The organism is Acetobacterium bakii (assembly GCF_001263355.1).
Lineage (GTDB): Bacteria > Bacillota > Clostridia > Eubacteriales > Eubacteriaceae > Acetobacterium > Acetobacterium bakii.
On sequence record NZ_LGYO01000001.1, the window covers coordinates 42,067 to 64,997 of the forward strand.

22 protein-coding genes and 1 pseudogene are annotated in these 22,931 nt (G+C 44.8%); 19 read left to right on the top strand and 4 right to left on the bottom strand.

Annotated features, from left to right (window positions below; genetic code table 11):
- Nucleotides 1–62: 62 nt before the first annotated feature.
- The 16 genes and pseudogenes from AKG39_RS00210 to AKG39_RS19615 all read left to right on the top strand — a co-directional run.
- Nucleotides 63–968 (top strand): NAD(P)-dependent oxidoreductase, encoded by a 906-nt coding sequence (locus AKG39_RS00210; RefSeq protein WP_242852522.1) that lies wholly within the window; start codon nt 63–65, stop codon nt 966–968.
- The gene (locus AKG39_RS00215; RefSeq protein WP_050738342.1) at nt 968–1,858 is read left to right on the top strand and encodes an FAD binding domain-containing protein; all 891 of its coding nucleotides are present in this window, start codon (nt 968–970) and stop codon (nt 1,856–1,858) included. Before AKG39_RS00210 ends, AKG39_RS00215 begins: the two co-directional genes overlap by 1 nt.
- Nucleotides 1,851–2,354, top strand: coding sequence for a (2Fe-2S)-binding protein (locus tag AKG39_RS20225; RefSeq protein WP_050738364.1), 504 nt, complete (start codon nt 1,851–1,853; stop codon nt 2,352–2,354). Before AKG39_RS00215 ends, AKG39_RS20225 begins: the two co-directional genes overlap by 8 nt.
- Nucleotides 2,347–3,609, top strand: a complete 1,263-nt coding sequence (locus AKG39_RS20775; protein WP_341406594.1) for a xanthine dehydrogenase family protein molybdopterin-binding subunit — start codon at nt 2,347–2,349, stop codon at nt 3,607–3,609. Before AKG39_RS20225 ends, AKG39_RS20775 begins: the two co-directional genes overlap by 8 nt.
- Nucleotides 3,610–3,690: 81 nt before the next feature.
- The gene (locus AKG39_RS20780) at nt 3,691–4,707 is read left to right on the top strand and encodes a xanthine dehydrogenase family protein molybdopterin-binding subunit (protein ID WP_050738344.1); all 1,017 of its coding nucleotides are present in this window, start codon (nt 3,691–3,693) and stop codon (nt 4,705–4,707) included.
- Nucleotides 4,708–4,756: 49 nt separating this feature from the next.
- Entirely contained in the window at nt 4,757–5,917 is a 1,161-nt protein-coding gene (locus AKG39_RS00235) for an amidohydrolase family protein (RefSeq protein WP_050738345.1), read from the top strand.
- Between the two features lie 43 nt (nt 5,918–5,960).
- Complete coding sequence (locus AKG39_RS00240; RefSeq protein WP_050738346.1) at nt 5,961–6,542, top strand: amino acid synthesis family protein; 582 nt, start codon at nt 5,961–5,963, stop codon at nt 6,540–6,542.
- A 134-nt stretch (nt 6,543–6,676) separates the two neighbouring features.
- The gene (locus AKG39_RS00245) at nt 6,677–8,518 is read left to right on the top strand and encodes a cobalamin-dependent protein (RefSeq protein WP_050738347.1); all 1,842 of its coding nucleotides are present in this window, start codon (nt 6,677–6,679) and stop codon (nt 8,516–8,518) included.
- A gap of 40 nt (nt 8,519–8,558) precedes the next feature.
- On the top strand, nt 8,559–9,698 hold the full coding sequence (locus AKG39_RS00250; protein WP_050738348.1) for a 2-methylaconitate cis-trans isomerase PrpF family protein: 1,140 nt from the start codon (nt 8,559–8,561) through the stop codon (nt 9,696–9,698).
- A complete protein-coding gene (locus AKG39_RS00255) occupies nt 9,673–11,139 on the top strand; it encodes a glutamate mutase L (RefSeq protein ID WP_242852523.1) in 1,467 nt (488 codons plus the stop codon). The genes AKG39_RS00250 and AKG39_RS00255 overlap by 26 nt, the downstream gene beginning before the upstream one ends.
- A gap of 27 nt (nt 11,140–11,166) precedes the next feature.
- A complete protein-coding gene (locus AKG39_RS00260; RefSeq protein ID WP_050738349.1) occupies nt 11,167–12,039 on the top strand; it encodes an isocitrate lyase/PEP mutase family protein in 873 nt (290 codons plus the stop codon).
- Nucleotides 12,040–12,054: 15 nt separating this feature from the next.
- Nucleotides 12,055–13,461 (top strand): serine dehydratase alpha family protein, encoded by a 1,407-nt coding sequence (locus AKG39_RS00265; RefSeq protein WP_201780225.1) that lies wholly within the window; start codon nt 12,055–12,057, stop codon nt 13,459–13,461.
- Nucleotides 13,462–13,610: 149 nt separating this feature from the next.
- Nucleotides 13,611–14,909, top strand: a complete 1,299-nt coding sequence (locus AKG39_RS00270) for a 3-isopropylmalate dehydratase large subunit (protein ID WP_050738351.1) — start codon at nt 13,611–13,613, stop codon at nt 14,907–14,909.
- Between the two features lie 2 nt (nt 14,910–14,911).
- Entirely contained in the window at nt 14,912–15,433 is a 522-nt protein-coding gene (locus AKG39_RS00275; protein ID WP_050738352.1) for a 3-isopropylmalate dehydratase small subunit, read from the top strand.
- 95 nt (nt 15,434–15,528) lie between these two features.
- A complete protein-coding gene (locus AKG39_RS00280; RefSeq protein WP_160316120.1) occupies nt 15,529–16,197 on the top strand; it encodes a class I SAM-dependent methyltransferase in 669 nt (222 codons plus the stop codon).
- Nucleotides 16,198–16,228: 31 nt separating this feature from the next.
- Nucleotides 16,229–16,360: pseudogene (locus AKG39_RS19615) on the top strand (hypothetical protein); the annotation flags it as partial.
- A 146-nt stretch (nt 16,361–16,506) separates the two neighbouring features.
- Here AKG39_RS19615 and AKG39_RS00285 read toward each other — a convergent pair.
- Nucleotides 16,507–18,033 (bottom strand): YifB family Mg chelatase-like AAA ATPase, encoded by a 1,527-nt coding sequence (locus AKG39_RS00285; protein WP_050738354.1) that lies wholly within the window; start codon nt 18,031–18,033, stop codon nt 16,507–16,509.
- A 113-nt stretch (nt 18,034–18,146) separates the two neighbouring features.
- Here AKG39_RS00285 and AKG39_RS00290 point away from each other — a divergent pair, with 113 nt between their 5' ends.
- Nucleotides 18,147–19,004 (top strand): DMT family transporter, encoded by an 858-nt coding sequence (locus AKG39_RS00290; protein WP_050738355.1) that lies wholly within the window; start codon nt 18,147–18,149, stop codon nt 19,002–19,004.
- Between the two features lie 41 nt (nt 19,005–19,045).
- Nucleotides 19,046–19,240, top strand: coding sequence for a hypothetical protein (locus AKG39_RS19910; protein WP_126981219.1), 195 nt, complete (start codon nt 19,046–19,048; stop codon nt 19,238–19,240).
- Nucleotides 19,241–19,271: 31 nt separating this feature from the next.
- Here the strand turns inward: AKG39_RS19910 and AKG39_RS00295 are convergent, their stop codons facing one another.
- From AKG39_RS00295 to AKG39_RS00305, 3 genes are all read right to left on the bottom strand, one after another.
- Complete coding sequence (locus AKG39_RS00295; RefSeq protein WP_050738356.1) at nt 19,272–20,444, bottom strand: MFS transporter; 1,173 nt, start codon at nt 20,442–20,444, stop codon at nt 19,272–19,274.
- Nucleotides 20,445–20,830: 386 nt separating this feature from the next.
- A complete protein-coding gene (locus AKG39_RS00300; RefSeq protein ID WP_050738357.1) occupies nt 20,831–21,010 on the bottom strand; it encodes a hypothetical protein in 180 nt (59 codons plus the stop codon).
- A 10-nt stretch (nt 21,011–21,020) separates the two neighbouring features.
- Nucleotides 21,021–22,178 (bottom strand): uroporphyrinogen decarboxylase/cobalamine-independent methonine synthase family protein, encoded by a 1,158-nt coding sequence (locus AKG39_RS00305; RefSeq protein ID WP_050738358.1) that lies wholly within the window; start codon nt 22,176–22,178, stop codon nt 21,021–21,023.
- A 387-nt stretch (nt 22,179–22,565) separates the two neighbouring features.
- Here AKG39_RS00305 and AKG39_RS00310 point away from each other — a divergent pair.
- A partial coding sequence (locus AKG39_RS00310; RefSeq protein WP_201780227.1) for a B12-binding domain-containing protein occupies nt 22,566–22,931 on the top strand: 366 nt, incomplete at its 3' end.

Sequence of the window (22,931 nt, forward strand, 5' to 3'; positions counted from 1 at the left end):
TGATAGCAATTGCTTGCAGTACTATGTGAATGCTTACAAAATTCAATATAAGGAGTAAAAAAATGGATAAATCAATTAAAATCGGGTTTATTGGCCTGGGCGCCATGGGAAAACCAATGGCAGTCAATTTACTGAAAGAAGGCTATCAGGTTTCCGCTTTTGATGTAAATAGAACAAGCGTTGATGAAATTGTTGCCTTTGGAGCAGTTGGCTGTTCAAACGGTGGAGCAGTTGCGGCGTCTTCAGATGTGATTATTACATCGCTTCCTAATGCCGGTATCGTCGAAACGGTGATGGTCGGCTCGGAAGGGCTTTTCAGCCAATGTAAAGAAGGAACAGTGATTATTGATATGAGCAGTGTATCTCCTTCAAGTACATTGAAAATGGCTGGGATTGCAGAAACTATGGGCATCAAATATGTGGATGCGCCGGTAAGTGGCGGTACTAAGGGTGCTGACGCAGGTACCTTGGCCATTATGGTTGGAGCGGATGAGGCGGTTTTTGAAAAAATCAAACCCGTTTTGGAAGTTATCGGTGGGGATATTTACCATGTGGGCCCTACCGGAACCGGGGATGCAATTAAAATTGTCAACAATCTCATGCTGGGATGCAATATGGCCACTCTGGCGGAGGCGTTAATTCTAGGGGTTAAATGCGGACTGAAAGTTGAAACTATGCAGAAAATCATCAGTAAAAGTTCGGGTCGCAGTTATGCCATGGAGGCCAAACTGGAAAAATTTATTATGAAGGATGATTTCGAAGGCGGATTTGCAATGGATCTGCAATACAAAGATTTGGGCCTGGCTCTGGAAGCAGGGAAGGAAAATAATATCCCATTACCGATGACAGCTTTGGCAACACAGGTTTTTGAAAGTGGACGGGCTTCGGGTCTTGGTCGGGAAGATATGTCTGCCATCATCAAAGTTTGGGAGAAAATTACCAATGTCCGGGTGGCTGGAGGGGAATAATGAGAGCATTTGACTTTTTCACACCAAAAACCATTAACGAAGCAAAAGCCCTTTTAAATCAATATCAGGAATCGGCATCCATATTGGCTGGTGGTACCGATATTGTCATCGAAATGAATGAGGGACATGTCAGGCCTGATGTGGTGATTGATATCAAAAGACTTAAAGAGCTGGAATATATCCGTATTGATGGGGAGCAGATACGGATTGGTGCATTGTCCACATTCGCGATGATTGCCAGTCATCCGGTTATTCAAGAGCGGGTTCGGGTTTTATGTCAGGCGGCAAGTACAGTTGGTTCGCCTCAAATTCGGAATTTGGGAACCATCGGCGGGAATCTGGCTACATCTTCGGTGGCAGGAGACGGTGTCAGTGCTATGATGACGCTGAATGCATCGGTTGTGCTGGACAGTGTGCGCGGTAAGCGGACCGTACCACTGGCCGAATTCCTGGAAGGAAAAGGCGTCAGCAACCGAAATGCGCTGCTGGCCGATGAAATCATGACTGAGATATTTTTCGATTTGCCCGACGACCATACCGCAACAGCTTTTTACAAACTGGCTAAGCGTAAATCTCTGGCTATTTCGGTAATCGGTGCCGGTATTCTGGTGCAGGTGGATGATGCGGGCATCTGTACTAAGGCTTCTTTGAGAGGCGGCTGCTTATCCCGGTATCCATTGCACTTTAAAGAAGCAGAGGCTCATCTATTGGGTGAAAAAATAACTCGGGAACTACTGGAAGAAACTCTTCCGATGCTCCATGACGCCGTCTATGAAAGTGCGAAAAGCCGTCCGTGGTCGGTTTTTTATAAAAAAGAAAGTGTTCAGGGTGTTTACAGGAAACTGTTTGATGCTATTCTTGAACAATTAAATGGTAAATCAAATGAATAAAATTTCAATTTCTTTAAATTTAAACGGCGAAGATCGTGTCATTGACGTTTTTCCCAATCGGCGTGTAGTTGATCTATTAAGAGAAGATTTCAAGTTGACCAGTGTAAAGGAAGGCTGTTCCGAAGGGGAATGCGGTGCCTGCACCGTAATCTTTAACGGTGATGCGGTAACCACCTGCTGTATGCTCGCCGGTCAGGCGGATCAGTCGACGATTATTACTCTGGAAGGTCTTGCCAAAAATGGAGAATTGGATGTTCTGCAGCAGTGCTTCCTCGATGAAGGGGCGGTTCAATGTGGTTACTGCACCCCTGGCATGATTTTGACGGCAAAAGCGCTGCTGATGAAAAATTCATCTCCGACGGAAGAAGAAATAAAAGTCGGGATGTCTGGAAACCTCTGTCGCTGTACCGGCTATGAAAAAATTCATGCCGCTGTAAAAAATGCTGTTGAGATTTATAAACAAAAATTGGAACAGGGGGGAGAATCAATTGGCTAAAGAATATTCGGTGATCGGAAAAAGCAAGGTCAAGGTGGATGGCCTCGAAAAGGTTTTGGGTACTACCAAATTTGCTTCGGATTACAGCCTTCCAGATATGCTTTATGGGAGGGTATTCAGAAGCACGGTTCCCCATGCTACTGTTAAAAAACTCTATCTTGAGAAAGCAAGGGCATTGGATGGAGTGGAAGCCGTCCTCGATTATCACGACATTCCAGGAAAGAATCGCTTTGGCATCATTATCAAAGATGAACCTTGTCTTGTGGATGACAAAATCAGACGCTATGGAGATGCCCTGGCAGTCGTGGCTGCAAAGAGTCCGGAAATTCTGGAGGAGGCACTGGCTCTGATTGAGGTAGATTATGATGAAATCGAACCTATTTTCACCTTTGAACGGGCTCTGGAAGCGGATGCCCCAATTATTCATGGGACAACCAATATTCATCAGGTGAAACACCTGGAATGTGGGAATGTGGATGAGGCTTTCAAAAAATGTGACATTATTATCGAAAATGTCTATTCGACTCATCGCCTCAGCCACATGTTCATTGAGCCCGATGCCGGTATTGCCTATTACGACGATGATGGGTTGATGACTGTTGTGGCATCTACTCAGAATCCCCACTATGACCGCAATGAAGTGGCCAGTCTTTTGGGGCTGCCCTACAATCAGGTGAGGGTGATTCAGGCGGCTACCGGCGGTGCTTTTGGTGGAAAGCTGGATATCTCGGTTCAGTGCCATTGTGCGCTGCTGACCTATCATACCAGGAAACCAGTGAAAATGGTGCGTTCTCGAAGTGAATCAACCATGGTTTCTGCAAAACGTCATCCCATGACCATTGAAGCAAAAACAGGAGCTACCCGCGACGGCATGCTGATGGCAATGGAAGTGAAGATATGCAGTGACACCGGGGCCTATGCGTCTTATGGACCAGCGGTGATCACTAGAGCAATGGTCCATTGTACCGGTCCTTATAGCATTCCGAATGTTCGGGCAGATGCAACGTTTGTTTATACCAATAATCCCATGAGTGGCGCATTCCGTGGATTTGGGGTGCCCCAGGTAGCCGTTTGTCATGAAGGTCAGATGAATGCATTGGCAAGAAAAATTGGCATGGATCCGGTGGAAATCCGAATCAGGAATGCACATCAGATTGGCAGTAAATTAACGACAGGTCAGATTCTTGAAAACAGCGTGGGGTTCATCGAAACACTGGAAAAAGCCCGGGAAAAGGCAGCGGAAGTGCTTTCATGAGATGTGAAATTATTAACTGCGAAAAAAAGTGTTCGGATATAAAAATGCTTGAGATAAGCAGTCAGCAGGAGGTGATGTGTTTTGAAAAAAAGAGGTAAGGGTGTCGGAAGTATGTGGTACGGGATCGGTAACACCGGTCTTCCCAATCCGGCAGCAGCTTTCGTGGAAGTGCTTGGCGACGGAACAGCAAATCTGATGTTTGGAGCGGCAGATATTGGTCAGGGCAGCGGAACAGCTATGGCTCAGCTGGCGGCAGAGGCACTGGGAATCACCTATGAAAAGGTTCGTGTAACCTGGGGCGATACCCGGGTAACGCCGGATGGCGGCGCCACATCGGCGTCCCGTCAGACACTGATTACAGGCAATGCAGTCTTAAAGGCCTGTGAACAGGCAAAAGGGACATTGGCCGACGTGGCAGCGGCGTATCTGGGGTGTCAACCCGAGGAATTGGATTTTAGCAACAATATGGTAACAAAAGATGGGGACGCAACTGTCACGATGACTTATCATACCCTAATGGCCGAAATGAAGACTGCCGGAAAAATGGCGGTTGGCGCCGGGTATTACAACCCGACAACGACCACCCTTGACCCCGAAGACATGTCCGGTATTCCTTATGAAGTTTATTCTTATGCCACCACCATCTGTGAAGTGGAAGTGGACACGGAAACCGGCGAAGTGGATGTTTTAAAGGTTGTATCAGCCCATGATGTGGGTCAAACCATCAACCAGTCCATGGTTGAAGGACAGATCGAAGGTGGGGTTGTGATGGGACAAGGTTTTGTACTGATGGAAGAAATTGAAGTTTCTGATAAAGATGGATCCATTAAAAATCCAATTTTTTCAAAATATATTATTCCGTCCAATCTGGACGTGCCTGAGATATACCCGATTCTGGTGGAAAGTGAAGGGGGTCCGGGTCCATTTGGCGCAAAGGGCGTGGGTGAGCCGGCCCTGATTCCAATTATTCCGGCGATTGTAGCGGCCATTGAAGATGCTTTAGATGTGCGGTTCACTAAATTGCCGATTTTCCCAAAGGATATTGTGGCCGCGGTCAAAGAAAAAGAAACGGATGCGGACAATGGCGTACTAAATTAAAGTAGATTCCAGGTGTAAACCTGAATATAGAATATGGAGGAAGAAATCAATGAGTAAAATAGTTATTAAAAATATTGGGAAGATTGTAACAGGTGATATCAACAAACCAGTTTTCCAGGCGGATACCATCGTCGTTGAAGACAATTTGATCACTGCAATTGGCGGAAGCGAATTGTTGGCGGATCTCGAAGCGGCAACGATTATTGATGCTAACGGAACCACCGTAACTCCTGGGTTGTTTGACACTCACGTCCATGTCAGTGGCGGCGAGTTTGCGCCAAGACAGAAAACCATGGATTTTATCAGCAGTGCGCTGCATGGCGGTGTCACGACCATGATCTCCGCCGGAGAAGCCCATTTTCCCGGGCGTCCCAAAGATCCGGCGGGAGCCAAAGCGCTGGCGATTGCCATCAGCAAGTCCTATTACAATGCTCCGCCATCCGGCGTTAAAGTTCATGGTGGGGCTGTGATTCTGGAAAAAGGCCTGACGGAAGAAGATTTTATTGAAATGAAAGCCCAGGGTGTCTGGCTTGTGGGCGAAGTGGGACTGGGAAGCATAAAGAAACCGGAAGATGCGGCACCGATGGTCGAATGGGCTCATAAGTATGGTTTTAAAGTCCAGATGCACACGGGCGGTACTTCTATTCCGGGAAGTTCAACGGTAACAGCAGATGATGTAATTAAGACAAAACCGGATGTTGTCTCTCATATTAATGGTGGACCCACCGCCATTTCCGCAGCAGAAGCAGACCGCATCATGGATGAAACCGACTTTGCCATGGAGATTGTTCAGTGCGGTAATCCGAAAATAGCCAACTACGTGGCAAAACGGGCCCAAAAAAAAGGACAGTTGGACCGTTTAATCTTTGGCAATGACGCACCTTCCGGAACCGGCCTGATTGCTTTGGGGATCTTACGAAATATGTGTCAGATTTCTTCCCTGGCAGAAATCGCTCCGGAAATTGTCGTCTGCATGGCAACTGGTAACTCGGCAAAGGTTTATGAATTGAACACCGGGATGGTGGCAGTCGGCAAAGAAGCCGATCTGGTTATCATGGATGCGCCAATGGGTTCGGTGGCTGATGATGCCATGGGCGCCATTGCCGCAGGGGATATTCCCGGTATCAGTATGGTACTGATCAATGGCAAAATTGTTGTCAACGTCAGCCGCAACACACCGCCGGCAAAAAGACCGGCAAAAAATATTTAAAAATATAATTACCTAAAAATCTAATTATTGAAGGAGAATAAAAATGGCCATAAAACCAAAAATCAGAAAGATTGTAACGACCATCGATGAAGTACGTTTTGAAGGATTCAAGGAATTGGAAGAACCCATCACAACCGTTTCCGTGGCGGCTGTCATTAAAAATCCCTTTGCCGGAAAATACATAGAAGATTTGGATGAACTCAGTGAAGTGGGAGAATGGTTGGGCGAGCATTTAAGCAAAATAGCAGCAAAGCACCTGGATGGAAAAATCGAAACCTACGGAAAAGGCGCTATCATCGGGCTGGATGGCGAGCTTGAACACGGTGCGGCTATCCTTCATCCTAAATTGGGAAAACCCATGCGTGACGCCATTGGCGGCGGAAAGTCGATTATCCCTTCCGCCAAAAAATCCGGTCCTGCCGGAACGGCGCTGGATGTGCCTCTGCATTATGTCGATGCCGCTTTTGTTCGGACCCATTATAATGCAATGGAAATCCGTCTGCACGATGCACCAAAATGCGATGAAATCGTCATTGCCCTGGTTTTTAGCAATGGCGGTCGTCCTCATCCGCGAATCGGCGGACTTACCATAGCTGAAGCAAAATGCGAAGATGGTCTTCGCTAGATTTTAGTAAAAGCAGGATCAATCTTACTCCCCCGGTTTGCACCGGGAGAGTAAGATTGATCCGGGTGATGTCGGAATCAGTTGAATAAAAAGACGCTGTTACCTGGAATGAAATTAGTAGAATTGAGGAAATTATGCAGGAAAAAACGAAACGTATTATCAAAGAGGATATTGAGTCCGTTCGGGCTTTCAGCGATTGTTTTGGGGTTGAAATGCCTGATCTGGACGAAAACGGTGAAGTGGTTGGTCTGCCGGCACCATATCCCCGGGAAGTCGCGGGTACCATCCGAAGCGGCTACCGTATTTATGAGCTGTCCCAAAAGGCTAAAGAAAGAGGCTGGCCCATACAAAACCCGATATTGGGCCGAAATTCTGCCGAAGAAACCTATGCAGAGAGCCTGAATATGTACGCCTATGCTGATAAAATTGACGAAACTCTTTTTCATTTCGTCCATGCCGAAGCAACACGTCATATTGATCCTTTAAAAGGAAGAGAATTGATCAATATGTCACGTGGCAAAGGCGGAATCACCCCCATAGGGGAGCGGGAATTCATTGCCATGGGCGGCGGCTCCAAACACCCAGTCCGGATCAATGCCACCGGCGATACCCCCCATTTATCCATTATCAATGCGCTGATTGCAGGCTTTGACGGCACGGATATCGGCCCGGTGATTCATGTTCATTTTGGCGGTCGGGGCATTCACGACTACAAAACCAAGGTGGTCAATGGCTATAAAGCTATTCAAATTTGTGCAGAAAATAATATTTTTGTGCAATTGGATTCCCATAAGCACCTTAATAATATCGGCGGCACCGACGGTATGGCCCTGGCCATGTGTCTGCTCTCGGAAGGTCTGGCTGTTCATGCCGAGCTGCCCTGGGAATTATCGGCCATTCAGATGAATGTGGCAGGGATCAACATCTATGCGGATCTGGCAGTAATGGGGGCTTTCAGAGAAGCCTGTCAGAGCAAATCCATCATTGTTGTACCTGAAACCTTCCAGAACCCGCCTCAGAATCTTGTGGCTGAAGCTGCCCATTTTTCAAGAATGGCGGTAACCGCAAAATTGGGAGGAGCCGATTTTTACCGGCCAAAGGCAGCCGAATCGGTAGGAATTCCAACCGGTGATTCCATGGGACAGTCGATCTGGGGAACCGAGGATGTGTTTAAAAATATCTATAATCCTAATATCCAGTCACCCGTTATTGATGCTCGAAAAGCGGAAATCATCAACGAATCCCTGGCTGTACTGGAAGCAGCATTGAAGGTTAAAGACCTGACGCTGGATAAAATAAATGATGCTTTCTGGCGGCAATGGTCCGACACTGAACTCATCGAACTGATTGTGGCGGCCGGCAAAAGTGGGGTGCTAGACAGTCAGCGAGCCGCAGGCTGGGATTTAAAACGCCATGTTGTCGTCAATCGCGATAAAGATGGCATCACTCGTTACGTGAAAGGCTATACCCCATTGGGTGTGGATGCCTCCCGTTGTGCCCAAAGCAAAGAAGACGTGAAGGTTCATGAGAAAAAAGCACCGACCCGTAAAGAGAAAATTGTTTTGGCCACCGTGGGAGCAGATGCCCACGTCAATGGGATTAATGTTATCAAAGAGGCTTTTCAGGAAGCAGGTTATGATGTTGTCTATCTGAGAGGGATGAATCTGCCGGAAAGCGTGGCAGAAGTAGCGGCGGAAGTCAATGCGGATGCGGTTGGCGTCAGCAACTTGCTGGGTCTGGGCATGGCCCTGTTTCCACGGGTCAGCAAACGTTTGGAAGAACTGGGACTGCGGGATAAAATGGTCGTCTGCGCCGGCGGACGGATAGCTGAAAAAGAAGAAGAACATCGTTTTTATGAAGACAAGATCAAAAACGAAGGCAGTGGGTTTATGAGCATCGACGGTTTCTTCGGACCGGACAGTTCACCTGAGAAATGCGTCAGAATGATCGGAGATATGATTGATAAGAAGAAATAAGATATAAATAGAAAATTAAGAGATATGATAAGGAGATAAAATGAGTGATCAGTTTCGGATACCATGTGTCATTATGAGAGCAGGAACAAGTAAAGGGATTTTTCTGAAAGAGAATGATTTACCAGCCGATCAGGTTATGAGAGACAAAATCATCCTTCGAATTTTTGGAAGCCCGGATGTCCGCCAGATCGACGGATTGGCTGGGGCCGATCCATTAACCAGCAAGCTGGCAATTATTGGCCCGCCAACCCATCCGGAAGCGGATGTGGATTATACGTTTGCTCAAGTCAGTATTGGTGATACGACGGTGGATTATAATGGAAACTGCGGGAATATTTCGTCTGGCGTGGGACCTTTCGCCATTGATGAGTCTTTTGTAAAAGCTGTTGAGCCGAAAACAAAAGTATGCATTCACAATACCAATACCGGCAAGTTATTGTATGCTGAAGTTCAGGTTGAAGACGGAAAAGCAAAGGTTAGCGGGGACTTTAAAATTGATGGCGTTCCGGGAACCAATGCCGCCGAACTGATGGATTTTACAGGAACCGCTGGAGCGGCCACAGGCAAGGTGCTTCCTACTGGAAATGTAATGGATACAATAGAAACCAGTAAAGGCGCTTTAAAGGTTTCCATCGTTGATGTTGCCAACCCCTGCGTTTTCATCCATGCAGCCGATATAAAGATGAAAGGAACTGAAACCCCGGGTGAAATTGACGGCAATTCAGAGCTTCTGGATTATTTGGAAGAAATTCGGTCCAAATGCTGCGCCATGATTGGTATGGCAAAAGATGCGAAAGAAGCTTCTGAAAAATCACCGGCATTTCCAATGATCGCATTTGTGAGTGAACCGGCAGACTATATTGACTTTACTTCTGGCAATACCATCAAGGCAAATGAAGTGGATCTTGTCTCACGACTGATGTATATGCAGGTGCTGCATAAAACCTACGCCGGCACCGCAACCGCCTGCACCGGTTCTGCTGCAAAAATCGCAGGAACCATTGTCAATCAGGTGCTCAGAAAAACAGAATCCGATACGGTCAGAATCGGCCACCCGGCAGGAGTCATTCCAGTTGTCTCTAAGGTAAAAGGTCAGACTGTGGAGAAAGTGGCACTGGTCCGCACTGCCAGACGCATCATGGAAGGTTATGTTTTTGTTGAAAAAGCAAAACTTCGATAATAATGTACAGATGATGAAAGCAAATACGATTGTTTTTGATATCGGCAGTACCTATACAAAAGCAGTGGCTTACCATTTGATCCCAGGTCGGCTGACCTATCTGGGAGTTGGTCAGGCGGCTACGACTTTGGAAGATGTGGCAATCGGGGCTCAACAGGCAGAAGAAAAGATCAGACATCAGGGAATAGCATTTGTCCAAATGGTAAACCGGTATAGCTCCTGTAGTGCAGCCGGCGGGCTGCGCATGGTTGCCATGGGTTATATGCCTCAGGTGACAGCTAAAGCAGCCAAAGAAGTTGCGATGACAGCCGGGGCAAGGGTAATGGAGGTCATTTCAGTTGATGAACCGCCGGAATATCGGGAAGAAGTACTTCACGAAATAAAACCGGATATCATCCTGCTGGCTGGCGGAACCGATAACGGCGATGAAACCTCGGCTCTGGAGAATGCAAAAATTATCTGCAAGGTTAAAACCAAAGCCATGGTTATTATTGCATGCAATCGCAATGCTCAGAAAAAAGCTGCAAGATTATTGGATGAAGCAGGGATTTCAAACATTCGGGTGCCAAACATCATTCCAACGATTCATGAGCTTAATACAAAAGAGGCCCGGGAAGCCATCCATGGCCAGTTTATCAATCAGATTGTGAATGCCCGGGGAGTAAAGAAATTTTGCGAAACTTTGAATAGCAAAGAAGTTATACCAACACCCGGCGCTATTTTATTTGCCAGTGAATTACTGGCCAAGGGTCTGTATGGCACAGAAGGGATCGGCAGTCTGATGCTCATCGATATTGGTGGTGCGACAACCGATGTCCATTCTGCCATTCCCGAATTAGAGGAACTCAAACTGGAGGAAAGGGGATTGGTAATCAATAATGAAAAGCAATTTTCTTACCGGACCGTGGAAGGCAATTTAGGGATGCGCGTCAGCGCAAACGGCGTGCTTCAAGCGGTGGGCGTTCAAACCCTGCTAAGTTTAATGGATCAATCGCTTGTGGAAGCGGGAGAAGAGATCATTGACTACATTGAAAAAGTAGAAGATATGACGACCTATATCCCACAGAATGAAAAAGAAAAAAACATTGATCACGCCATAGCAATTTGTGCCATTCATCTTGCCATTCATCGACATGCTGGCATATATGCCAAAGGAGATGATGCAATAATGGGTGTAATGGCTGGAACGGCGATGGGTCGGGATTTGAGACATATAAAAAACATTGTTTGTGCGGGCGGTATTATGGTAAATGCCACAGATGAGGAAAAAGCAAAAATCATAGAAGGTGCTTTTGAAAATCCAGGCAATTCATTGCTGCCCATTGATCACCCGCGGGTGGTCTTTGATGAGCACTATCTGATGTTCTCACTGGGCGTGCTCAGCAAATGGTTTCCCGATGAAGTATTGGATTTTATGTTGAAAGATTGGAACATTTATTAAAAAATAAAAAAACAGGAGATAAATAAAATGAATCAAACTGCAAAAATGAGAGAATTATTAAAAATAAAGAAAATGGTAGTTGCACCAGGAGCTCATGATGCGATGACGGCAAAAATTATTGGCCGGTTGGGATTTGACGCGGTTTATATGACCGGATACGGACAATCTGCCAGTCATCTGGGTCAGCCGGATGTGGGACTGATGACAATGAGTGAAATGGTGGCCCGAGCTGCCAACATCGTGGAGGCGGCCGGGGTACCTGTGATTGCTGATGCGGATACCGGTTTCGGTAATGCCGTTAACGTCATGCGCACCGTCCGTGAATATGAAAAAGCCGGTGTTGCCGTGATCCAATTGGAAGATCAGGTAATGCCCAAAAAATGCGGTCATATGATCGGCCGTGAAATCATCCCCATGGATGAAATGGTGGGCAAAATCAAAGCGGCAGTGGATACCCGGATGAATCCGGATTTTATGATTATGGCAAGAACCGATGCCCGCACGATCATGGGAATTGAAGAAGCCATCAAACGCGGTCAGGCCTATAAAGAAGCTGGTGCGGATATTGTCTTCATTGAATCACCAGAAAGCATTGAAGAAATGAAAATGATCAATTCGCAGATTGAAGGATATACCCTGGCAAATATGGTGGAAGGCGGAAGAACACCTTTATTAAAAAATAAAGAACTGGAAGCCATCGGTTACAACCTGACCATTTATCCCACAGCTTCAATTTATGTAGCGATGAAAGCCATGGTTGACTTATGGACTGCATTAAAAAATGATGACACCACCGCAAATGTGATGGATAAGATGGTTACCTTTGCTGAATTCAATGATTTAATTGGTTTGGATGCGATTCGAGAAATCGAAAGGAATTACGCAACAGGAAGAAAATAGATCAGGGGGATGACCATGTTAGAGTTAAGACAAAAAATCAGTGAGATGCAGCCCCTGACTATTGGGGAAGTGGTTGCACTGGCGACTGAATATCAAGCCAGGGTGGTTGACGTGGTTCTGCTGGAAACTGAAATACAGACCGAACTGGCGAGAGAAGAGATTCTCACAAAGGTGATGGAAGAGTACGATCATAATATTCGAGCGCTGGAAATTGGATTGAAAGACGGTGAGAGCATCCTTTTGGGAACCGTTGCTTCTCAATTAAACAAGATTGAAGGGCCGAAATGCTTTGCCGATAAAATGCTGGATGATGCCTTGTTGTTCACCCTGGCAGCCCAGGTTGGCAATCATTGCATCGGGCTCAGACCCTGTGCCGGAACCGGGGATTCCTGTCCGTATGCCGGATTTATCAAAGCCATGCAGGTCAATGGCTATGAGGCAAAGACCGTAGCAGAGATTGCTGCGTTGATATTGAAAATAGGCAGTATTTTCCGTGTGGGAAAGGTCACAACCGGATGCAACATGGAAGGTTTCGGTGCCGGAGCTGCCTGTATTGCGGCAGCTACCGCGGTTCTGGAAGGCGGAACACCAGAACAGATGGAAAAAGCCATGGTTCTGGCAATGTCACCGACGATTGGTGTTCCCTGTACACCCCGGGTGCTGGTACCAGCACTCTGTACAACCCATGTGGGCGGCGCCATCCTCATCGGGATGTATGCCGGAAAAATGTGTACGAAAGTTGAAATGACGGTCAATGTTCCATTTGACGTCATGATCGCTATGGCCAGCCAGGTTCATGTGGAGTCAGGAAAGTATCTTGTGCCAACGGTGGTTGAATATATGGAACCCTTCTTTAAACGTAAAGCTGCAGTTGAATCATTGGTGGCCGAAGAAGTTAAAAAAGCAGAGGCCAAACAAATGACGGAAACGCTGGCCAAGGCTAATCGTTTGGCCAAAGAAATGGCCAGTGATACAAAGTCCGTTTTAAATACCTATGGCGATGCCGTGGTGGGGGGAAGCAGCCAGGCAGTTGGATCACCGACTAATGCCGCTCGTATTGCCAATAAGCTGGCCAAGGGGACCATTAAAAAAGTCACCATTGAGCTATATCCAGAATTGTTTAAACGGCGCTCCATCAATATTCCGGGGATCTTAATGGGCGCAGTGTTCGGCGCATCCACCTCGGATTATGAGATGTATAATCAGGCTATTGATAAGGTGAAGGAACTGGGGATTGCTGTTGAGATCATCGAGGGTACCGAGCATGCCATCCAGAAAATCACCATTGAAACCGATGAGATGACGGGTTCGGTGGATACCCTGAATCGCGGCGGCGGACGGCTGGTGCTGCGGGAAGCAGTGCCATCAACCGCTGAAGCCATAAAAATAGCTGACAAACTGGGCATTCAGCTGGTCGAGTAAAGCCAAAATGCGCGGATGCGTTTTAGGATTATAAAACGTGATAAATCATAAAATACAAAAAATATTGAAACCTGATTGAGCTTATACAGAAAGGATAACCCTGTATAAGCTTTCAGGTTATCTGAAACAATAATAGCGAGGAGTAAAGAATGGGTAGAACAATTGCTGAAAAAATATTTGATGCGCATCGGGTGGATGAACCATTTCCGGACACCCATGTTTTAAAACTGGATCGGGTTTTCTGTCATGAAATCACCACACCGATTGCAATCACAGATTTGATGGATCGAGGCATGGATCGGGTATTTGACCCCACAAAAATAAAGGCAGTGATCGATCATGTCACACCGGCTAAGGATTCAAAAACGGCTGAACAAGAGAAAATTTTAAGGGACTGGGCAAGAAGGCATGATATCAAAGATTTTTTTGATGTGGGCAGAAATGGTGTCTGTCATGCCATTTTTCCAGAAAAAGGATTTGTCCGGCCAGGGTATACCATTATCATGGGGGATTCTCACACCTGTACTCACGGAGCTTTTGGCGCTTTCGCAGCAGGTACGGGAACGACCGATCTGGAAGTGGGGATTCTAAAAGGTGTCTGTGCCTTTCATTTCCCGAAAACCCTCAAGATAGTGATTAAAGGGGAATTAAAGCCGGGGGTATTTGCCAAAGACTTGATTCTTTTCATTATTAAAGCGTTAACAGTCAATGGTGCTACCAACATGGTTATTGAGTTTACCGGTACGGCGGTGGATGTTATGTCTATGGAATCCCGAATGACCCTCTGCAACATGGCCATTGAAGCAGGGGGAACCTGTGGGATCTGTTATCCCGATATGACCACTGTCGATTATTTATGGGATCATATTAAAGACGAATTTTCAAGTAAAGAGGAAGCTCGTAAAGAATATTCCAAATGGGTTTCCGATGAAGATGCAGAATATGAACAGATCTGCGAATTTGATATTTCAGACATGGAACCTTTGGTGACATTCGACTATAAACCCGATCAGGTGAAAACAGTTGCGGAAATGAAAGATACAAAAGTCGATCAGGTTTACATTGGCAGTTGTACCAATGGTCGTATTGAAGACTTGCGAATTGCTGCCAGTATCCTGAAAGGTAAAAAAATCAGCAATGACATCCGGGCCATTGTGAGCCCTGCTTCACCAGCTGTTTATTCCCTGGCGCTGAAAGAAGGGCTGATTGAAATTTTCCACGAAGCCGGTTTTTGTGTCACCAATCCTACCTGCGGCGCCTGTCTGGGCATGAGCAACGGGGTGTTGGCGGATGGAGAAGTCTGTGCATCCACCACCAATCGAAATTTCAATGGCAGAATGGGCAAGGGCGGTACGGTGCATTTGATGAGTCCGGCAACGGCAGCAGCAACCGCAATTGCCGGAACGATTACGAATTCCAATTTATTTGAAGTATTGGCGGGTGAATAGAGATGAAGACATTTAGCGGAAAAGTATTATTTTTGGATCGCAGCGATATCAATACTGACGAAATTATTCCGGCAAAATACCTGACAGAAATCACCAAAGAAGCGCTCAAGCCGTATCTGCTGGAAGATTTATTCCTTGAAGGATTCAGTACCAAAGATCTTGAAAATAAAGCAGTTATCGTAACGCGAGAAAATTTCGGTTGCGGCTCATCCCGGGAGCATGCACCATGGGCATTGCAAGTCAATGAGATCAATGTGGTCATTGCGGAAAATTTTGCGCGAATCTTCAGACAGAATATGTACAATTGCGGGATGTTTGCCATTGAGCTGTCCAAAGAAACCATTGATTATTTATTTAAAACCTATGGGGGCAAAGATATTGCAATGAGTATCGATGTGGATGAAAGTAAAATCATGATTCAAGCGGATGAAAAATCTGAGACCCTTGAGTTCAAAGTTGGTGAATTTGATAAAACCCTTGTAAAAGAGGGTGGCTGGGTTGGTTACGCGGATAAGAATTATTAATTAGAGGGAAAGATCGGTTCGAAAATACTGGGAAAGTACCTACTAAAATGATTTCAAACCGTTCCATTAAATCAAAGGAGGTCAGTTTGATATTTATGAGAGATAATAAAACGTCACAATCGGCAATTGAGTATGATGTCAATGTAACAAAAACTATTCCTAAGTATCAACTATTTCACGACGAGACCATTAATCTAATTAAGTTAGGGAAACCAACGGTAGAGTCATGGCTTGATACTGGCAGCGGAACAGGGACTCTCATTCTCAAGGCAATTGAACATTTCAAGAATATAAGGTTTGTAGCGGCCGATCCATCGAAAAGTATGCTTGATATTGCCAAAGAAAAACTATCAGGTAAAGATATAACATATATTTTGGCGGGCAGTGAGGAACTGGTGTGTGGTGATAGCTTTGATGTTGTCACCGCTATTATGGTTCATCATTATTTGGATATCGGAGATCGTATAAAAGCTACACAAAATTGTTTTAGAATGCTTAAAGAAGGCGGTATCTACGTTACTTTTGAAACGATTAGGGCTAATACGGAAAAAGGAACTCAAATTGGTCTTCGACGGTGGAGAGAGGCTCAGTTAATGAATGGTAAAAGTATTGATGCTGTAGATAAGCATATAAGTCGTTATGGGATCGAGCTTCTACCGATTTCGATTGAATCCCATATAGAGCTTTTAAAAGAAGTCGGTTTTTCGACTATCGAGATTCTATGGGTCTCAGGCATGCAGGCAGGTTTCTATGCTATAAAATAACAGAACAGTAGATACACAACGCAATCCCACCTGCGGTGCCTGTCTTGGCATGAGCAATGGCGTACTGGCTAATGGAGAAGTCTGTGCATTCACCGCCAATCGTAATTTCAATGACAGAATGAGCAAGGGCGGTTGGGTCAGTTATGCCGATAAAAGATATTGAAAAGTTCCAAAGACTTCTATGCATTTTGCAGGAAGTCTTTGGTCTTTTTATTAATATTAATAAACTCAACAGTAGTGACTATATGGGCAGCACAGTTATTTAAACCAAACAGGACGGGATGATGGCCTTTTTTAGTGGGGAGATGATTAATGTGATTTGAGCATGCCTCGATATTGGATGGCTTCGGTGAGATGGGAAATGGTGATGTCCGGAGCGTTATCCAGGTCGGCAATGGTGCGGGCCAGTTTGAGGATGCGATGGTAGCCACGAGCGCTGAGACTCATCTTATCGTAGACCTTTTCCATTAATTTTTGTTCTTCTTTTCCCAGCGTGCAATACTTTTCCATAAGTTTGGGGGTTAACTGAGCATTGTAATAGATGTCCAGTTTTTCATAGCGTTTATTTTGAATTTCTCGGGCGGCGTCCACCCGTTCTTTGATGGTTTGGGAGGATTCGCTTTTGGGTTTGTTTTGAATTTCCTCATAACTGGTCGGCGGAACTTCAACAAAAATATCCAGGCGATCCATTAGCGGGCCGGAAATTTTTCCCTGATAATTTTTGATTTGCTGGGGTGTGCAAATGCACTCGTGGGATGGATCATTGAGGTAACCGCAGGCACAGGGATTCATGGAGGTGATCAGCGTAAAGCTGGCCGGGAAGGTGAGGGAGGCGTTAACTCTTGAAATACTGACTTCCTGGTCTTCAATGGGCTGACGTAAGACTTCAAGGGCAGATTTTTGGAATTCAGGAAGCTCATCTAAAAAAAGGACTCCTAAATGGGCAAGGGATACTTCACCGGGTTTGGGGATGCGTCCGCCGCCCACCAGTGAGGTTTTGGAAATGGTATGATGGGGGGAGCGAAAGGGTCGTTCACAAATAATGGCATTGTCCTTGAGTAAACCGGAAATGCTGTGAATTTTAGTGATTTCCAGGGCTTCATCCAGGGTGAGATCCGGTAGGATCGAAGAAAATCCTTTAGCTAGCATGGTTTTACCGGATCCGGGAGGACCTGACATTAGCAAATTGTGAGATCCGGCGGCGGCAATTTCCAGGGCCCGTTTGGCCTGATCCTGGCCGCGAATGTCGGAAAAATCAATGCCACCGCTGGTTGATTTTGGGGTCAGGAGGGTTTTTAAATCGACCTTGAAAGGGTTGATGATTAGTTCCCCATTAATCAGGGAAACGGCTTCCGCCAGATCTTTTAACGGAAACACATCAACACCCTGGACTACCGCAGCCTCATGCCGGTTAGCAAAGGGGACAAGAATGTTTTTGATGCCGACTTTTTTTGCTTCTAAAACCATGGGCAGGATGCCGCTGACACTGCGGATTTCGCCGCTTAGGGAGAGTTCCCCGATAACCAGATAATCTGCGGTATCATCCCAGGTCAGTTGATTTGAAGAAATTAAAATGCCGATGGCGATGGCAAGGTCAAAAGCCGGTCCTTCTTTTTTGAGGTCGGCCGGGGCCAGGTTGATGGTAATGCGATCCATGGGGTATTGGAAGCCGTTGTTTTTAATGGCTGAAAAAACACGATCCTTGGATTCCTTAATACCGGTATCAGGGAGCCCAACCAGAGCGTAGGAGGGCAGCCCTCTCGAAATATCGATTTCCACAGTAACAATGACACCGTCAATACCCATTAGGCCGGAACTTTTTACTTGTGATAACATGACAGTTTACCTCGTCTTTCTTGCATTTTATTATACAGGAAAGAAAGAAAAAAATACAGCGAAAATATTTATGAAATATGGTATGATCAATAGTAGAAATTGAAGGAGTATATATGGGGAATAACAGAAAAGGCATTTTTTTTGTAATTATATCTATGGTTTTATTTAGCACCGGAGGGCTTTTTATAAAGCTCATTGACGCTAATGCCTACACCATTACCTTTGGACGGGCAATGATTGCAGGGCTTATTTTTTTGCCGTTTATTCAATGGAAAAAAATAAGGATTTCTAAAAGTTATTTGGCGTTGGTCCTGTCGTATTGTTATCTGTGTATTATGTTTGTTCTGACCACCAAGATAACAACCGCAGCCAATGCTATTATTTTACAATGCACCGCACCGTTGTGGCTGTATCTTTTTTACATCATTAAGGGGAAAAAAATCACATCGCGGGAGTTGGTTCCCCGGATTTTTATTCTAATTGGAATTATAGCCATTCTCAGTGCTTCGGTTGGTGGAAATCTTTTGGGAAACATGCTGGCTCTAACCAACGGCATTGCCTATGCGATGGTTCAGTATTTTATGGAAAAGGATTATCCGTTTTCGGATACCTCGGTAGTTGGGCTGAATAATATCTTTTTATGTGCGGTGATTTTGGTTTTAATGTCCGGTAAGCTTGATTTTTCGGAGTTATCCATGGCCGGTTGGCTGGGACTCCTTTTTCTGGGGGTTTTTCAGATTGGACTTTCCTACCTGATTTTCTTTAAGGGGATCAAGTTAATTTCAGCGCTTAAGGCATCGATGGTTTCACTTCTGGAACCGATTTTAAACCCCATACTGGTGTTTGCGTTTGTGGGGGAAATACCTTCAGCTTTTTCACTGGTGGGATTCGGCATCATTCTGTTTGGCGTGTTTCTAACATTGCTGCCGACTAGGGCCGTTGATCGTCTGGAAGAATATACCATCGATTAAAATATGGGGATAAGGTTTAATTAAAAAAATGTGGAATAATTATGTTTGGCATTCTTGCGATTGTAGACAAGATGAAAGTAAGTCCAGGGGACAATCGTAACATCAGTTGTCGGCATCATGGCGAACAGGCCAGAGCCTGTCCGATCATGCAGCCGACAACGATTTACCATTGTCCCCTGGACGGGTTATCAATAAAAAACCAGTGCCGCACGATAATGCGCTGCACTGGTTTTTAGTTTCAGAATAATCTTAACTTAGCATCGACAATTATAGAGCTTGAGGGACTTCGGCCTGTTTTGGTTTAATAAACAGATAAGCCACGGCAGCAACTGCGAAAGCAGTCATTGATACGTAGAATGGAAATTTGATTACTTCTGTCATACCCATGATTCCGGCCAGGAAAGCAAAGAAATAGGCGGAGCAGAATCCACCGACGTTCATAGATGCCATTATAATACCGGAAGCAGTTGCCATTTGGCTCGGATGAACAGCTGCACCTAAATCCATAAAGACCGTTGGCAGAATGAAGGAGAACCCGATACCGGCAACCGTTGTTCCGATATACATAAAGATAATGGTATTACCAAGCCCGATACTTGCCATGGCAACAGCCAGAAGACCAAGACCGACAGCAAGTGTGTTTTTCTTGAAAATACCGAAAACTTTTGCAAAGATTAATCCGGATACCATGCCTCCAACTGTGAACATGGTTAAGACCAATGCAGCTTCTGGAGCACCACCCAAACCGGTTACAGCAATAATGGTGGACATGTTGACCAACATCGGGTAGACAAGGATCAGCATAAAGAATATTGCAAAGGCAAATCCGAAAACAGAACCCGGTAATTTTGGTTTGGTCTCACCGGCTGCTTGAGCAGGTACTTTTGCGGGTTCAGGTAAAAACAGAATCAGGATAAATGTGATGATTCCCAGACCATGGACCAGGAAAGCCAATTCCCAGGAACTGGCAGCGGCTACACCGCCGAGTAATTGGAAAAGGATGCCGCCGATATTTGCAACCACGCCACTGAGACCCATCATTTTAGCTCGTGCTTCGCCATCAAAGAAGGCGATGATCAAAGCGGCACCAAGTGGAGTTACAATCCCAAGACCGATACCAAAGACGGCACGAACTGCCAGGATTGCAGCGAAGGACGAAGTGACCATGAAGTAGGGAGCAATACCGCCAGCGATAAAGAGAACCATACCAATGATTAACAGAGTTTTGTATTTAACCACGGTTCCGGCAAGTCGACCGGAGATAAGGGTGGCTGGTACGGATACCAGTACTGCCAAGGTAGAAACGAGTAATAAGGTTGTAAATGGAACATCAGGGAATGCGGCAGCAATATTGGCGATTGCCGGGGTGATGGTACCAACTCCCATTTGCACAAAGAAAACCGATAAAACCGCAATTTTTAGAAATGTATTATTTTTCAAGATAAACCTCCGTTTTTTTTAGTTGTTAAGCTTATGAATTATAAATCAGTAAAACAGTGTTAAAGCAGTAAAGTGTTTCTTCCAACCCCATCAGGGAGGAGCACAAAATGTAATTATTAACTGGCGCTCATACATTGATGCATTCTTTGCAAGATCCACACATGCCTGCTTAGTATGCGTTTTCATAAATAGAAAGAATAAAGTCCAGAAATAGGGTAGCTGCTTCTAATTTTTAATTAAAAGCAATTGCAGATCATTAGGATAACGCATCAGTTATCTTCTCAGAATTAACATTGCCATATGGCACAACATCAAAAGATTACCTTTCCTCGCCTTGCTTTTATATTTTAATGCCGTGTGGGACATTAATTAAACAGTTTTCAGGTTTAATTACTTAGCGTTGTCAATGTGAAGTATAAAAGCATGTCTTCAACGAGCCCGAAGGATTCTTTTATATCTTCACAAGCTCCGGCATCGATGTCATATTTTTTTAAAACAGCCTCGCTGGATAAGAAATATTCGCTGTATATTTTGTTTTTTTCTTTAATTTCATTGTAAGCACTCATTGACTTCCTCCTAATATTTTCCATATTCTTTAACACAATCAACCAAATATCCAAAATTATCCCAATTCACTTGTTTTGCTCTGAGAATCGATTTATCAAAATCAAAAATATACTGTCCGCCGGGAGCCATGACATCTAATAATTCCTTGGCTTTGGCGGTTACTTCTTCCTTTGATCCCCGTTTGAGTAAGTCGACAGGATACAGTCCTTGAATAATATGTTTTTTCCCAACTTTTTCTTTAATTATTTTAGCATCCCCATATTCAAACATAATGTGGCATAGTGGAGGCAGTTCATCAAAACAATCCAGCAATTGCATCCAGTTTTCTTCGGCAAAAATAAGGATGCCAAATCCCGCATTGTATACATCCCAGATCGTTTCTTTAAAGGTTGGCCACCAAAATTTCTGAAAATCTTTGGGGCGCATATAAGTTGCCATGTGCAATGCAAAGAAGATACGATTGCCTTCGCGGGTGGGTTCGGCACCGGCGGTGGAAGCCAATGCGCCTCGGACCATCAATGGTTTTAATGTTTCAACAGCCTTAAGGACCTTATCCGGATAGCGTCTGATATCGGTAAGTGCGCCGGTAAATGATCGGAAATAATCGGCCAGATAATCAAAAGGGGCCCGGGAAATTCCCGTGAGTACCGGTGTGGTGGATTTATTATATTTCAATGACATTTCGTAATTTGCCATGAACATTTTCATGCCCACTTCTTTTTCCATTAAAAATGCCTTCATTAATGCAAAAGCATTATTTGGCCATGGTTCGGAAAATTCTGTAAAGGCTCTGGGCATTTGTTCATCCCACATGTACTTTAATGGATCGCGGATTAACGCATCATATTCATTTGGTTCCATTATGTGTACATTGGGATGCTGCATAAATCCATCAGCGCCCATGACATTGGTTCGGCTGCCGATTGCTTTTGTAACATAGGGCATTGCCGGCCAAGTACCAATCAAGGTATCGGTATCATACTTGGCATTAAGTTTTTCGGCTGCTTCCAAGACTTTGGTATAACCATATTGTGCAGATCGAAGGTCGTAACCCGCAAGTTCCAGGGCTGCACATGCATTAACTCCGCATGCCTCAGGGACCCTTTTAGGTTTTACTCCTTTTAAAACATCAGTAAATAGTTTACTCCTAAATTCGCTGCTTTCCATTTTTCCTCCTGATAACATATTTTATTGACAATTAGAAATATCAATAATTAGCTGATTCACTTGAGATTACAAAATGATTGATCGTGTATAATATTAGCTGTGTTTAACTTATGGGTTGATAATAGCACGTTAAAAGTAGTTTGTCTACAGATATTTATGGTAAATAACTGTAAATTAAAATATTTACGATAATACTAGGGATTAAAGAGTGAATGAAAAGGATAAACACTTTAAAATTATACAATTTACAAAATAGTAAATATAAATTATTTTCAAAAAATGGTTGACTTGCACATTAAATTGATTTAAAATTCAGTTAACTACAGACAAATACCATAACCTTGAACCGGTAATAATTGAATAACTAAAATAATTTGGAGGAATAACATGACTAAAATTGAAGAAGTAAAAGCCAAGGTAGAAGCAGGAAAATCCAAACTCGTTCCGGGTCTGGTACAGGAAGCACTGGATGCCGGGAATAATCCCCAGGATATTCTGGATGCCATGGTTGAGTCCATGGGCGTTGTTGGCGAAAAATTCTCCACCGGCGAAATTTTCGTCCCGGAAATGCTCATCGCCGCCAAAGCCATGGCAAAGGGCGTTGATGTTCTAAAGCCCCACCTGGCTGGTGATGGTTCCTCCAAATTGGGTACCTGTGTCATCGGTACCGTTGCCGGAGATTTACATGATATCGGGAAAAACCTGGTCTCCCTGATGATTGAAAGCGCCGGCTTTGATATGGTTGACCTTGGC

Bases quoted from the DNA above. Each gene is read 5' to 3' on its own strand.
- AKG39_RS00210 (WP_242852522.1), top strand. From the start codon at position 63: ATGGATAAATCAATTAAAATCGGGTTTATTGGCCTGGGCGCCATGGGA.
- AKG39_RS00215 (WP_050738342.1), top strand. From the start codon at position 968: ATGAGAGCATTTGACTTTTTCACACCAAAAACCATTAACGAAGCAAAA.
- AKG39_RS20225 (WP_050738364.1), top strand. From the start codon at position 1,851: ATGAATAAAATTTCAATTTCTTTAAATTTAAACGGCGAAGATCGTGTC.
- AKG39_RS00235 (WP_050738345.1), top strand. From the start codon at position 4,757: ATGAGTAAAATAGTTATTAAAAATATTGGGAAGATTGTAACAGGTGAT.
- AKG39_RS00240 (WP_050738346.1), top strand. From the start codon at position 5,961: ATGGCCATAAAACCAAAAATCAGAAAGATTGTAACGACCATCGATGAA.
- AKG39_RS00245 (WP_050738347.1), top strand. From the start codon at position 6,677: ATGCAGGAAAAAACGAAACGTATTATCAAAGAGGATATTGAGTCCGTT.
- AKG39_RS00250 (WP_050738348.1), top strand. From the start codon at position 8,559: ATGAGTGATCAGTTTCGGATACCATGTGTCATTATGAGAGCAGGAACA.
- AKG39_RS00260 (WP_050738349.1), top strand. From the start codon at position 11,167: ATGAATCAAACTGCAAAAATGAGAGAATTATTAAAAATAAAGAAAATG.
- AKG39_RS00265 (WP_201780225.1), top strand. From the start codon at position 12,055: ATGTTAGAGTTAAGACAAAAAATCAGTGAGATGCAGCCCCTGACTATT.
- AKG39_RS00270 (WP_050738351.1), top strand. From the start codon at position 13,611: ATGGGTAGAACAATTGCTGAAAAAATATTTGATGCGCATCGGGTGGAT.
- AKG39_RS00275 (WP_050738352.1), top strand. From the start codon at position 14,912: ATGAAGACATTTAGCGGAAAAGTATTATTTTTGGATCGCAGCGATATC.
- AKG39_RS00280 (WP_160316120.1), top strand. From the start codon at position 15,529: ATGAGAGATAATAAAACGTCACAATCGGCAATTGAGTATGATGTCAAT.
- AKG39_RS00285 (WP_050738354.1), bottom strand. From the start codon at position 18,033: ATGTTATCACAAGTAAAAAGTTCCGGCCTAATGGGTATTGACGGTGTC.
- AKG39_RS00290 (WP_050738355.1), top strand. From the start codon at position 18,147: ATGGGGAATAACAGAAAAGGCATTTTTTTTGTAATTATATCTATGGTT.
- AKG39_RS19910 (WP_126981219.1), top strand. From the start codon at position 19,046: ATGTTTGGCATTCTTGCGATTGTAGACAAGATGAAAGTAAGTCCAGGG.
- AKG39_RS00300 (WP_050738357.1), bottom strand. From the start codon at position 21,010: ATGAGTGCTTACAATGAAATTAAAGAAAAAAACAAAATATACAGCGAA.
- AKG39_RS00305 (WP_050738358.1), bottom strand. From the start codon at position 22,178: ATGGAAAGCAGCGAATTTAGGAGTAAACTATTTACTGATGTTTTAAAA.